Genomic DNA, 13,913 nt, shown 5'->3' on the forward strand with positions numbered 1-13,913 from the left:
ATTATCCCTGATGAATAGCTTCAGAAGGACAAACATCAGCACAAGTACCACATTCTGTACAAGCGTCTGGGTTGATTGAATATTTGTCACCTTCAGAAATTGCACCTACCGGGCATTCATCGATACAAGTACCGCAAGCGATACAATCGTCACTAATTACGTAAGCCATTGTTGTAAAAAAATTAAGTTATTATTAGTACTAATTGTTTATGCAAAGTTAGTATTTTTAGTCATAATTGTAACATCTACATTACAAGAAGGAGCTAATTTGTACATTGTCTAAATAAAATCATTTCATTATAGCTTGATATATTGTCTGTTGGATGGCAGGACGTATTTTAAGTCTCATAAGATTTTTTCTGTCAGTAGGATTTGGATAAATCCTGTTACACAGAAAGACATAAACCAAATCATTGTCCGGATCGGCCCACGCGCATGTCCCTGTAAATCCGGTATGACCAAACACTGAAGCCGGAGCCTCAGGAGCACAATAGCCGTTATCAGGATCACCGGTGTCAGGTTTGTCAAATCCAAGACCTCTCCTACTATTTTTCGATTTCATCTTAAGGAACAGCTCGCAAGTGGTACGCGACAAATATCTGCGGTCGCCCATAACACCTTTATCAAGCAACATCTGATAAATGGTAGCCACATCCTTAGCTGTAGAGAACAGTCCTGCATTACCGGATACACCTCCAAGCATAGCAGCAGCCTCATCATGTACATATCCATGCACTGGTCCGCGCCTCAGGAAATCCTCTTCTACTGTCGGTATAATTTCATCTTTTCCAAACCTCTGTAAAGGATTATACAATGTATGCACAAGACCCATAGGTTTATAGAAATACTCATCCAGATATTTATCAAGCGACATTCCGGAAATATTCTCTACAGCCTCCTTCAGAAGCATAAAATTCAAACAGCTATATCTATACGAATGGCCTTTCAGTGGAGCGTCGGCAATTTCCTTTAATACTACATTTTTAAACACAGGCTTCACAAAAATATTATCTGATACTTTTAATGTATATCCCGCGGTATCCTTTTCCGACACCCATTCAGGAATAAAGGAATAATTAGTACAAATATAAAGATTGTTTCCTACCTTAATCTTGTGATTAGTATCCTTATACTTTTTATACATACCTCCTTTGCAGCTTGTTTTGTCAATAGCTTTCATATAGAAAGGCAAATAAGCCGGTAAACAAGACTCATGATAAAGGAGTTCCTGAATAGTGATATTTGCCTTATCAGTCGATTTCATCTCAGGCACATAGGCAGAAATCTTATCTGTAAGATTCAGTTTGCCCTCATCATAGAGTTTCATTACAGCAAGCAGCGTAGCCGTAGTCTTTGTCAGCGATGCCAAATCAAACAAATCATTTTCCTTAACCTTTCTGTCAGAGTTGTATGTATGAGTACCAAAACATTTGTTATAAACCTGATAACCGTTTTTCCAAACCAGCACATGACATCCCGGATATGCGCCATTCATTATACCATATTCAGCTATACTGTCAATGCGCGACAAGATTTTGGAATCCATACCAAACTCCTCGGGTTTATATCTTCTTGGTTTATCAGGGTCAATAGTAACACCTGAAGCGGCAGTATATTCATCATTCAAATCGACAGACAAACGTCCGTCAACTTTTTGTGTTCCCAACAACATGTCAGCCACATATTTCTGGACAGGCTTATCTGATGAATGAGCCAATACAACTGCCGATGATTGCGCAACGACATCATCAAGTTTCTGCAAAGTCTTATGCGAATCAAAACATATCAGTATTGTTGGCTTTCCCTTAGCCAAATCAGCCAATATTTTTTCATATTTATCTACTTTAGAGGTATAAACAGCCACTATTACCCTTTGCGCAGGTGTTATCCTTTTTTTTATATTTTGTAGAGAATCAAGATTGGCATGAAGCCAAGTAACAGGATAGGTTTTATTTATTTCATTAAAGAACGTATAAGATTCAGAAAGTGTAGATGAGACATTAAGAACAACTGTTCCGGAAAGAGTCATATCCAAAGGAAGCATACCATCAGAATCTTTTACAACCGTAACAGCCGAAGTCTTTATATTATTGATAAGTTCATTGGTATATGCCTTATCAATACGGGCCATAATATCTTTATCATTAACAATAGGACGTCTGTTAAGTCCAAAAGCATACTTGTATGTAAGCACTTTCCTGCACTTCTCGTTTATTTCTTCTTCTGAAATCCTACCTTCTTTTACAGCCTTAAGCACTCCGTCAAGTTCGCGTTTAAGATTTCTTGGAGCCAGGACCATGTCATTACCTGCAATAAGTGCCTGCGCAGAAACATAAGGATTGTTTGATATACCTTTCATTTCAAGCGCGTCAGTAAAAACAAGTCCGGAGAATTTAAGTTCATTTTTCAACAGCTCTGTTATTACGGCATGCGAAACTGATGCAGCTTTATTATCGAGTGTGGTAACATTAAGATGTCCAACCATAACACCGCCGATACCAGCTTCTATCGCTTTTCTAAAAGGATAAAGTTCAATACTATCAAGACGTTCACGACTGAAAGACAAAACTGGCATTGCTTTATGTGAATCAACTTCAGTATCTCCGTGTCCCGGAAAATGCTTACACACAGCCAGCACTCCACCATCCTGAAGTCCTTTCGAATAAGCCACAACCTTACGTGCTACTGCTTCTCTGTCGCTACCAAACGAACGGGTATTTATAACCGGATTATTAGGATTATTATCAACATCGGCGACAGGAGCAAAATTTACATGCACGCCTATTTCCTTCAGTTGTCGGGCCACCTCCTTGCCATATTCATATATCAATGTATCATTCTGCACACAGCCAAGTACTCTGTTTCTTGGAAACGAAGGGGTACCTTTTAGTCGCATAGCCAATCCCCACTCACCGTCAAAAGTGATAAGCAAAGGAATTTTAGCCATACTCTGGGCATAATTTGTAAGTTCTATCTGCTTGCCTATTTCCCCACCTGAAAACAGCAAACCGCCTATGCCATATTCTTTTACAGCATCCGAAATATTCTGCTTGTTTTGCTGGGTAGTATATGGTGCGACTGTGTGTATAAACAATTGCCCTATCTTCTGTTTAAGAGTCATTGATTCAAGCTTATCATTTACCCAATTCCTACATGCATTTGCATCAGTCACGTTTTTATCTATAAAATCAGTCTGAGCATATAATCCGAATGATAGCGCAAACAGCAAACACGCCATTAATATTTTCTTCATGCCTATTATAAATTTTGGTCTATATATTACTGCGAATTTAAGTAAAAAACATCAAATCAGCAAGAGAATGTGAAAAGCATAGTAAAAAATGAATAATGCGTTTGCAATGTGGAATAAAATCACTATCTTTGCACCGCTTTCGCGCAATCGCTGTCATGAAGTGTTACTTGATATGTTGCGTTGTAACGATAAACAATTTAATTTTATAAAAACAATGGATTTAATTAAAATTGCTGAAGAAGCATTTGCTACTGGCAAACAGCATCCTTCTTTCAAAGCTGGTGATACAATTACAGTAGCATACCGTATCGTTGAAGGTAGCAAGGAACGCGTTCAGTTGTATCGCGGTGTTGTTATCAAAATTTCCGGTCATGGTGAAAAGAAACGTTTCACTGTGCGTAAAATGTCAGGAACAGTTGGTGTTGAACGTATTTTCCCATTGGAATCTCCGGCTATCGACAGCATTACTGTTAACAAAATTGGTAAAGTACGTCGTGCTAAATTGTACTACTTGCGTGCTCTTACTGGTAAGAAGGCTAGAATTCAGGAAAAACGCGTTAACGCATAATCTTGAGAACTATTTTCCTTACATAAAAAAAGGTCTGCTTTTGCAGACCTTTTTTATTATATCAATATAATTATCTGAAATCCTTAAGTTCCTCCTGAAGTTTCTGTCTTGTAAAGAAGATTCTGCTCTTCACTGTACCCAAAGGCAAGCCAAGTTTCTCTGCTATCTCACGATACTTGAATCCGGCTACAAACATCGAAAAAGGAACTCTATACTCACTCGGCAATGAATTGACAATACGTCTCATTTCCTTAAGGTCGTATGCGCCTTCCGTTGAATCACCTTCCAAATCGAATCCCTTATTTATGAAATAAGAATTATCAGTCTGGTCAACATAAGTCTGGTCACGCAATGTCTTTCTATAATTATTAATAAAGATATTACGCATTATAGTGTAAATCCATCCCTTGAAATTTGTTTCCTCAGTATATTTTTCCTCATTGTCCAGCGCCTTAAGCGATGTTTCCTGAAGCAAATCATTCGCATCCTCATAATCGGCCGTAAGCTTATAAGCAAAGTTTAGTAGGTCGGACTGCACGTTTAGCAGGTTTTGGGCAAAATTAGCTGTTTTCATTATTCTTGTTTGTTTGTTAATAATCTTATTTGTTTTTACATCACAAAAGTACATACAAACCTGAACATCAATATCCTTAAAACAGATAATGCAAGGGGCTAAAACAGTTTTTACCCTATTATATAACAGTTTTCAGGTGTTATTTCCAGCTTTTATATGGGGATTTCATAAGAAATGAGTTATAATACTTTACCTGACCTGTTACTTCTTCTCCAAGAAAAGGAGGTATCTCGTATGCCTCGTCAACACTGCTCAATTCTACCTCTGCAACGACAAGACCTTCATTGTCGCCATAAAATTCATCGACCTCGAAAATATGATTACCATACTTCACAAGATACCTTGTTTTGTCAATCATTCCATCATGACACAATAACATGAGTTCACGAGCTTCTTCAACGGGAATTTCATGTTCCCACTCATACCTGCTAAGCCCGTTGTCAGTCGAAGCCCCCTTAATGGTTATATAGCCTTTATCATCTCTGATACGTATCCTCACAGTCCTGCCTCGTTCACTACAAATATATCCCTGAACAATTCTCGACGAAGACATTGCCATATTCTTAAAGGAAGAGTCCTTAACCAAAAATTTTCGTTCTATCTCTTGCGACATGTTAAATTAAGATATTTACAAACGTTATGGTTATATGAAAATAACAAAGGCTGCCGGATAATGTTCACCCAACAGCCTTTTTATACTATAGAAACTTATAAAGCCACACTGTATGCAATTGCCAATATTACTCCTAATACAAATATAGAAATACATACTATCTTAAACACTTTGTCGGCCTTTTGTTCTTGGCGTTTCTCGTAATTCTGTTTCTTAATGTTATGTTTCTGGTTCATAGCAAATACTTTTTATTGTTAATACCCCAAAATTACAATTTAATTAACAAAAAGCAAAAACAGATTTCAAAAAATATTATTTATCAAGCCTCACTATCCGAGAATTCCATCAGATAAGCCTTGATAAAGCCATCAATCTTACCATCCATCACACCATTGACATCCGAAGTCTGGTAGTTAGTGCGGTGATCCTTCACGCGACGGTCGTCGAACACATAACTTCTTATCTGAGAGCCCCACTCAATTTTCTTCTTTCCGGCTTCAACCTTAGCCTGTTCTTCCATACGATGTTTCAACTCTTTATCGTAAAGGATAGAGCGCAACTGTCGCAAAGCATTTTCCTTGTTTTTAGGCTGGTCTCTGGTTTCAGTATTTTCAATGAGGATTTCCTCTTCCTCACCTGTATAAGGATCCTTGTACTGATAACGCAAACGCACACCAGACTCAACTTTATTTACGTTCTGACCACCGGCACCACCACTTCGGAATGTATCCCAAGACATACGGGCTGGTTCGATAGTTACTTCTATCGAATCGTCAACCAATGGAGTAACGAAAACAGAAGCAAAAGAAGTCATTCGTTTACCCTGAGCGTTGTAAGGAGAAACACGTACCAGACGATGAACACCATTCTCACCTTTCAGATAACCGTAAGCATAAGGACCTTCAATGTTCATTGTTACAGTTTTGATACCTGCCTCATCACCTTCCTGAAGATTGGCTACAGACAACTTATATCCGTTACTTTCGGCCCAACGCATATACATACGCATAAGCATTGACGACCAGTCCTGGCTTTCAGTACCTCCGGCACCAGAGTTTATCTTCAGCACACAATCCATCTGGTCAGCTTCAGAACGAAGCATATTCTTAAGCTCAAGTTCTTCAACAGCCACCAGAGCTTTATTATACGCATCGTCAACTTCCTGTTCTGTCACCAAATCGTCTTTAAAGAAATCGAAAGACAAATCCAGTTCGTCAACGAGTGTCTTAACTTCTTTATATCCATCAATCCATGACTGAAGCCCTTTTACCTTTTTCATCTGTGCTTCAGCTTTCTTCGCGTCATCCCAGAATCCAGGTGCCTGTGTACGGAGCTGTTCTTCCTCCACCTGCACTAACTTGTTTTCAATATCCAGATAGCGGTAAAGCGCCTCTGTGCGTTCCTTTAAATCCTTGAGTTGTTCTATTGTAATCATCTTATTCCTTTTTTGCGGCTACAAAGTTAGTCAAAAATCACAAAATGACCAAGTTACTCTTCATACATCTTCTCAATCTGAGCCGCATAATTTTTCATCAGTACAGGACGTTTTATCTTAAGAGTATTTGTAAGCTCACCTTTCTCCATGCTGAAAGGTTCAGGCAACAATGTAAACTTTTTAATCTGCTCGTAATGGGCAAACTCTTGCTGCAGTGTATCAATACGCGTCCTAAACAAATCCTGAATTTCAGGAGTCTCAAGAAGTTCCTTCATATCCGAATATTTTATACCCTTACTCTCGGCGTATGCCTTTACTTGCGAATATTCAGGAACTATCAATGCCGATACATATTTGCGTTGGTCGGCTATTATAGATATCTGGTCGATATACTTATCAACCACCAATTTTGTTTCAATTGCTTGAGGAGCGATATATTTACCATTCGATGTCTTGAAAAGATCCTTTATACGGTCTGTCAGATACAAACGTCCATCCTCAATATATCCTGCATCACCGGTACGGAACCATCCGTCAGGCGTAAATGCATCCTTAGTAATAGCTTCCTTATTATAATAACCTTTTGTAACGGTCTCACCCTTTACCAGCACCTCATTATTTTCCCCGATTTTTATTTCCACTCCAGGTAAGACTCTTCCAACTGAGCCAATTTTAAAATCATCAATCCACTGACAAGTAACAGTAGCGGTAGTTTCAGTCAGTCCATATCCGGCAACCATGTTTATACCGACAGACCTTACAAATTCCTCAACCTTATGAGGAATAGCGGCACCTGCGGTAGGGAAGAAATTACCATTTTCTATACCAATGGTTTTCTTAAGCAAGCTGTATATTGTCCTTTCGTAAAATTTATACTTAAGTTTCAGTATCGGCGACGGCTCTTTTCCGTTCATCAGACAGTCAATATTATACTCTTTTCCTGTTTTCAGAGCATCAAGCATAAGTTTTTTCTTAACGCCTGCAGTCTCGTTAATTTTCTCCATTACCGCAGCATATACCTTTTCCCAGAAACGTGGAACACTACACATAGCCGTAGGACGTACTTCCTTGATAGTAGTCTGAATATCAGCAGGACGCAAATTTATACACAAAGTGCATCCTCTGTCAATACAAAGATATGACCATGCACGCTCAAATATATGAGTAAAAGGAAGGAAATTCATTACCACATCATTGTCAGAGAGAGTTGTCAAACGTCCATAATGTGCCTTGATACCAAATTCGAAGCACGAATGATGCAACATTACGCCCTTAGACTCACCTGTAGTACCTGATGTATATAAAATATTTGCCAAGTCATCAGCTGACGAAGCTTCAGTACGCTGTTGCACAACCTCTTGCAAAGCCTCATCATTACCTTTTTCGAGAAACTCATCGAAATAAATAGAGTTAGTATCGCCTGGAAGACGCTTGACATTAGAATCGAATATTACAATCTGCTTAAGAGATTTACACAATCCCTGGACCCTCCTTGCGACTTCATACTGATACTGTTCGCCAACAAAAAGAAATCTGATAGACGCATCCTGCACAATATAATGTACCTGAGCTTCAGAACTTGTAGCATAAAGCGGTATTGTCACAACCCTTGTGGCGTATGCTCCAAAATCCACATAAAGACATTCCGGCATATTCTGCGAGAAAACTCCCACGTTTTCCTGTTCTTTTATTCCCAATGCCACCATGGCACGAGATGCATATCTTACTTTTTCTGCAAATTTGTTCCAAGAAACTGAAATCCAAGACGATAAAGAATAATCGCGATACTTAAGAGCTACCCTCTCACCATATCTCTTTGCTTGGCGGAAAACGAGGTCCGACAAAAATGATTTGCCCATTTTATATACTTAATTTAGAATTCTTAATACGCAAAGTTAATTATATTTTTCTATTTTACCACAAATCTGTTACGATATATTAAAATAAAACATATCTTTGCCATAAAATATCAGAATAATATGATGACAGATACAAGCTATTACACTTCGGAAGCTGTAACTTTACTTCAGGCTCTGATTGGAATACCATCTATAAGCAGGGAAGAAGATGCTGCAGCCGACTTTCTACAAACCTACATCGAAGAATCAGGTATTATGACAGGCCGCATGGGAAACAACGTATGGTGTATAAGCCCAATGTTTGATACTTCGAGACCAACAATACTTTTAAACTCCCATATTGACACAGTCAAGCCTGTAAACGGCTGGCGTAAACAGCCATTCACACCAAAGATTGACAATGGTAAACTTTTCGGATTGGGCAGCAATGATGCGGGCGCGTCCTTAGTTTCATTATTCCAAGTTTACAAACACCTGAGTGCTACAGAACAAAAATATAATCTTATTTTCTTAGCCTCGTGCGAAGAAGAAGTATCAGGCAAAAACGGAATTGAAAGCGTACTTCCACAATTGCCACCTATAACTTTAGGTATAGTGGGCGAACCTACAGAAATGAATCCCGCAATAGCGGAAAAAGGTCTTATGGTACTCGATGTCACCGCACAAGGACGTTCCGGACATGCCGCACGCGAGGAAGGCGACAACGCAATCTACAAGATTCTTCCTGACATAGAATGGTTCCGCACTCACAAATTCGAGAAAGAATCACCACTTCTCGGTCCGGTAAAAATGACTGTCACACAAATTAATGCAGGGACACAACACAATGTAATTCCTGACACATGCAGTATCGTGGTTGATATTCGCAGTAACGAGTGTTACTCTAATGAAGCACTTTTTGAGGAAATCAAAAAACATATCGGCAGCGAAATAAAAGCAAGGTCTTTCAGACTTAACTCTTCAAGCATATCTCCAGACCATCCTATAGTGAAACGCGCAATCGCATTAGGTAAAACACCATTCGGCTCGCCTACCCTATCCGACCAGGCACTCATGCCATTCACTTCAGTAAAGATAGGTCCTGGAAAATCATCCCGTTCGCACACAGCCGATGAATATATAATGATAAATGAGATAGAAGAGGCTATAAACCTTTATATACAATTATTAGACGGGTTGGAGTTATAAAACTCCAACCTTTTTTCATTAATCAGCTTCCACTTCAACAAGATTTCCGGTGACAGAGTTCATAATAAATCCTCTAACTTTAATACCGTCTGCAGGCATCAGCGGATGATGTCTTACTATATGGACACTTTTTCTTACGGCATCTTCCGTATCATCGAAACCACTCAACCACGAGCGAAGATTTATATCACAATATTCCATCATCTCAATGTGATCCTGAGAAACTCCACGTGCACGCATGTGTGAAAGCATTACTTCACTGTCCATGTGCTGCACACCACAGTCTGTATGTCCTATAATCATTATCTCCTCAACACCAAGCTCATATATTGCGACAAGAAGGCTTCGCATGGCACTACCAAACGGATGAGTAATTGTACCGCCGGCATTCTTAATAATCTTCACATCACCGTTTTTCAGTCCCAACGCCGCAGGAAGCAACTCGATAAGCCGTGTATCCATACATGTCACAATAGCAATTTTCTTGTCCGGATATTTGGTCGTAAGAAATTTCTCATATCCTTTTGTTTCGACAAAAGATTTGTTGTATTCCAATAATTCGTCTATCATAATCCTCTTTTAATAAAATTCATATCGCAAAAATACATCAAAAAAACTTCATAAATAAAAAGCAAGAGTAAATATCCGCATCATACAGTATTTACTCTTGCCCGAATGTATTATTTTATCACATACGTTCGATTGTATATTCTTCACCCGCGCGAGTTTCTATATCATATTCATAAATTTTATACAATATAGGATGCTCAGCTATCAGTCCCTCAGCCTTTAAAGGCTCTTTAATTTCGGCATTCTGATAATACCTATTACTATTCTCACCTTTAGCCTCTGTCAATCCGTTACCCTTAAGAGGTATATACGAACGGATTCTCAGATTTCCTCCCAAAGCAGATTTTATTTTTGCTGTGAGCAGTTCACCACCTTTCCATTCCATATCAACGGTAAATCCACCTCTGGCTTTCAGTCCCGAAACCTTACCGTCTCTCCATTCATCCGGCAAAGCCGGAAGCAAATGTAAAGCCTCGTCGTGGCTCTGCATCAACATTTCTGCCACACCGGCGGTATATCCGAAATTACCGTCAATCTGGAAAGGTGGATGCGAGTCGAACAAGTTAGGATAAGTACGTCCGGCAAACAGGTTCCTTATTATCTTATAAGCATGATTTCCGTCAAGCAGACGTGCCCACAAATTAATTTTCCAACCGATAGACCATCCGGTAGCCTCATCACCTCTTTGCAACAAAGTGTTTTTTGCGGCCTGGAACAAATCAGGATTTTTGTAAGGTGAAATCTGATTACCTGGATACAATCCGAACGCATGCGAAATATGTCTGTGCTTGTCATTCGGATTATCCACATCCTCAAGCCATTCCTGCAACTGATTGTACTTTCCTATCTGCATAGGGGCAAGCATATCAATCATACCCTGCAGCCTGTTTATATATTCGGCATCCTTATTAAGAAGTTTCGCCGCATCACGAGTATTGCATAAAAGTTCGAACACAATCTGATTGTCCATTGTACAGCCTGCAACAGTAGAAGCTGAATTGCTGTTTTCACCGTCAGGACCATGTTCAGGCGAGTTGGAAGGGCAAGTAACCATCCATCCATATACAGGATGCTTAACAAGAAAATCCATAAAGAAATCTGCCGAGCCCTTCATCACATCATAGTATTTCTCAAGGAAAGCCATATCACCGGTATATAAATAATGTTGCCATAAGTGCTGGCACAACCATGCTCCTCCATTTGGCCACATACCCCAGAAAGCACCGTCAACAACACCGGTAGAACGCCACAAATCAGTGTTATGATGGAGCACCCATCCGTTACATCCATACATAGCCTTAGCTGTTTCCTGTCCAGCCTCTGAAAGTTCCTGCAACATTTTAAACAATGGTTCATGACATTCGCTCAGATTAGTCACCTCAGCAGGCCAATAATTCATCTGAAGATTAATGTTCACAGTATATTTACTGTCCCATGGTGCAACCTTATCCTTATTCCATATACCCTGAAGATTTGCCGGCTGACCTCCCGGCAGAGATGATGATATCAGCAGGTAACGTCCGTATTGAAATAACAGAACAGCCAGTCCGGCATCATTTCTTTCATTAAATTTCTTTATTCTCTGGTCTGTAGGTTCGTTTGAGTAATCATCCGAATATATGTCAAGGTCCAATCTTCCGAACAGTTCCCTATACATTTCAATATGTTCTTTCTTGGCCTTTTCATAATCTTTCTTTACAGCTGCGTTCAGATAATTCACAGCCTTCTTGTAACCATTGCCGCTAATATCTTTATAATTTACGAAATTGGTTGCCGATGATATATATAATGTAACATAATCAGCATTCTCAATCCTAAGCCTATTATCGTCGAAAGACAATTTTCCTCCTTTGTTCACAGCCTTCACCAAAGTCTCATCAAAAAGTTTTCCAACAACACCCTCATGGTCATTACCCTTAGCCTTAAGATAAAGGCACTTGTTCTTGACAGAAACCTGATGCTCCAAAGGACAATTGAAAGACAAGTTGAACGATAACTTACCTGCTTCCGAACTTGATATTCTCATTATAATCACATTGTCCGCAATAGAAGAAAACAACTCTCGCGTATATGTCACTCCATCAGCTTTATAACTCACGGTAGCAATGGCATTCTCCAAATCCAGTTCACGAAGATAATCCGTAACATTATCATGACCTGGAAAGTCAATCATCAGGCTACCGATAGTCTGATACGGCATACCATTTCTTGGAGTGAGAAAATTTTTATTAACCAAATCCTGCGCTTCGCCATACTTCCCGTCAAAAACAAGTTTTCTCACTTCAGGCAAAACTTTCAATGCATCCGGATTATCATTTCTATACGGCGAACCACCCCAGAATGTTTCTTCATTCAATTGCAATTCTTCTACTTCGGTACCGCCGAACGACATAGCTCCCAATCTTGAATTTCCTACGGGTAAGGCCTCTGTCCATTCCGAGGCAGGTCTATCATACCACAACTTCAGATTTCCCGCATAAATATATGAAGACAGGAGCAACAATACTGACAAAAAACTAATTCTCATATTATTACTATTTTAATAATTCATCAAAGGCTTTTTCTAATTCAAAAATACAAAAAAATCGAAACCATATAGGAAAACAGCAGACAAAAATGTATTTTTGTAACAAAATTCATAAACAAGAAAAATTATGGCTAAAGAACTTGAACTGAAATACGGATGCAATCCTAACCAGAAGCCTGCGCGTATTTTCATGAAAGAAGGGGAACTGCCTATTGAGGTCCTGAACGGACGCCCCGGTTACATCAACTTCCTTGATGCACTGAACGGATGGCAGTTAGTAAAAGAACTGAAAGAAGCTACAGGAATGCCTGCCGCTACATCTTTCAAACATGTCAGCCCTGCAGGTGCTGCCATTGGTCTTGAACTGGACGAAACTATGAAGAAAATATATTTCGTCGATGGCCTTCCTCTTTCACCGCTTGCTAACGCTTACGTACGTGCACGCGGTGCTGACCGTATGTCATCTTACGGCGACTTTATCGCACTGAGCGACATCTGCGATGAAGAAACCGCACGTTTCATCAACCGAGAAGTTTCTGACGGTGTTATCGCTCCTGGATATACAGATGCAGCTTTGGAAATCCTGAAAGCAAAACGTAAAGGAACATACAATGTAATAAAAATTGACCCGAACTATGTTCCTGCTCCTATTGAAACAAAGGAAGTGTTCGGCATTACATTCGAACAGGGAAGAAACGAAATCAAGCTGAACGGCGACGATCTGTTCCAGAACATCCCTACTCAGAACAAGAACTTTACAGATGCCGCTAAGCGTGACCTTATGATAGCGCTTATCACTCTGAAATATACTCAGTCAAACTCTGTATGTTACGTCAAGGACGGTCAGGCAATCGGTATCGGTGCCGGACAGCAGAGCCGTATCCACTGTACACGCCTCGCAGGAAACAAGGCAGACATCTGGTATCTGCGTCAGCATCCGAAGGTGTTGAACCTGCCTTGGGTTGAAAAAATCCGCCGTGCAGACCGCGACAATACTATCGACATCTACATCAGCGATGACCACGACGATGTACTTGCAGACGGAGTATGGCAGCAGTTCTTCACAGAAAAACCAGAAGTATTGACTCGCGAAGAAAAACGCGCTTGGCTCGACACACTGAAAGGTGTAGCTCTTGGTTCGGACGCTTTCTTCCCATTCGGCGACAACATTGAACGCGCTCACAAGAGCGGTGTGGAATTCATTGCACAGGCCGGCGGCTCTGTACGCGATGACCATGTTATTGAGACTTGCGACAAATACGGCATCGCAATGACATTCACTGGCATACGTCTGTTCCACCATTAATGGCAGCCATTTACCTATAA

At 39.9% G+C, this 13,913-nt stretch carries 12 protein-coding genes; 3 read left to right on the forward strand and 9 right to left on the reverse strand.

Annotated elements, in window-relative coordinates; genetic code table 11:
• Position 1: 1 nt before the first annotated feature.
• Both H6A27_RS08310 and H6A27_RS08315 read right to left on the reverse strand, forming a co-directional pair.
• Positions 2-169 carry a DUF362 domain-containing protein gene (locus tag H6A27_RS08310; protein WP_154043305.1) on the reverse strand — a complete coding sequence of 56 codons (168 nt, stop codon included), beginning with the start codon at positions 167-169 and terminating at the stop codon, positions 2-4.
• 120 nt (positions 170-289) lie between these two features.
• Positions 290-3,253, reverse strand: coding sequence for a serine hydrolase domain-containing protein (locus tag H6A27_RS08315; RefSeq protein ID WP_204508337.1), 2,964 nt, complete (start codon positions 3,251-3,253; stop codon positions 290-292).
• 214 nt (positions 3,254-3,467) lie between these two features.
• Between H6A27_RS08315 and rplS the strand changes: the two genes are divergently transcribed.
• Entirely contained in the window at positions 3,468-3,821 is a 354-nt protein-coding gene (gene rplS / locus H6A27_RS08320) for a 50S ribosomal protein L19 (RefSeq protein WP_204402086.1), read from the forward strand.
• A gap of 70 nt (positions 3,822-3,891) precedes the next feature.
• On the opposite strand, the gene H6A27_RS08325 is transcribed toward rplS, so the two are convergent.
• The 5 genes from H6A27_RS08325 to H6A27_RS08345 form a co-directional block, all read right to left on the reverse strand.
• A complete protein-coding gene (locus tag H6A27_RS08325) occupies positions 3,892-4,395 on the reverse strand; it encodes an RNA polymerase sigma factor (RefSeq protein ID WP_204402067.1) in 504 nt (167 codons plus the stop codon).
• A gap of 139 nt (positions 4,396-4,534) precedes the next feature.
• Positions 4,535-5,008 carry a CYTH domain-containing protein gene (locus H6A27_RS08330; RefSeq protein WP_204508339.1) on the reverse strand — a complete coding sequence of 158 codons (474 nt, stop codon included), beginning with the start codon at positions 5,006-5,008 and terminating at the stop codon, positions 4,535-4,537.
• Positions 5,009-5,103: 95 nt separating this feature from the next.
• On the reverse strand, positions 5,104-5,244 hold the full coding sequence (locus H6A27_RS08335) for a hypothetical protein (RefSeq protein ID WP_204402598.1): 141 nt from the start codon (positions 5,242-5,244) through the stop codon (positions 5,104-5,106).
• A gap of 83 nt (positions 5,245-5,327) precedes the next feature.
• Positions 5,328-6,443, reverse strand: a complete 1,116-nt coding sequence (gene prfB, locus H6A27_RS08340) for a peptide chain release factor 2 (protein WP_204402597.1) — start codon at positions 6,441-6,443, stop codon at positions 5,328-5,330.
• Positions 6,444-6,496: 53 nt separating this feature from the next.
• Positions 6,497-8,302 carry an AMP-dependent synthetase/ligase gene (locus tag H6A27_RS08345; protein WP_204508341.1) on the reverse strand — a complete coding sequence of 602 codons (1,806 nt, stop codon included), beginning with the start codon at positions 8,300-8,302 and terminating at the stop codon, positions 6,497-6,499.
• Between the two features lie 123 nt (positions 8,303-8,425).
• Here H6A27_RS08345 and H6A27_RS08350 point away from each other — a divergent pair, with 123 nt between their 5' ends.
• Complete coding sequence (locus H6A27_RS08350; protein WP_204402608.1) at positions 8,426-9,490, forward strand: M20 family metallo-hydrolase; 1,065 nt, start codon at positions 8,426-8,428, stop codon at positions 9,488-9,490.
• A gap of 18 nt (positions 9,491-9,508) precedes the next feature.
• Here the strand turns inward: H6A27_RS08350 and H6A27_RS08355 are convergent, their stop codons facing one another.
• Positions 9,509-10,060, reverse strand: coding sequence for a beta-class carbonic anhydrase (locus H6A27_RS08355; protein ID WP_204402595.1), 552 nt, complete (start codon positions 10,058-10,060; stop codon positions 9,509-9,511).
• Positions 10,061-10,178: 118 nt separating this feature from the next.
• Positions 10,179-12,587 (reverse strand): glycoside hydrolase family 95 protein, encoded by a 2,409-nt coding sequence (locus H6A27_RS08360; RefSeq protein ID WP_204402593.1) that lies wholly within the window; start codon positions 12,585-12,587, stop codon positions 10,179-10,181.
• 127 nt (positions 12,588-12,714) lie between these two features.
• Here H6A27_RS08360 and H6A27_RS08365 point away from each other — a divergent pair, with 127 nt between their 5' ends.
• Positions 12,715-13,893, forward strand: coding sequence for a phosphoribosylaminoimidazolecarboxamide formyltransferase (locus H6A27_RS08365; protein WP_204402592.1), 1,179 nt, complete (start codon positions 12,715-12,717; stop codon positions 13,891-13,893).
• Positions 13,894-13,913: the final 20 nt, after the last annotated feature.

It is taken from the genome of Bacteroides caecigallinarum (assembly GCF_016902295.1).
Lineage (GTDB): Bacteria > Bacteroidota > Bacteroidia > Bacteroidales > Bacteroidaceae > Phocaeicola > Phocaeicola caecigallinarum_A.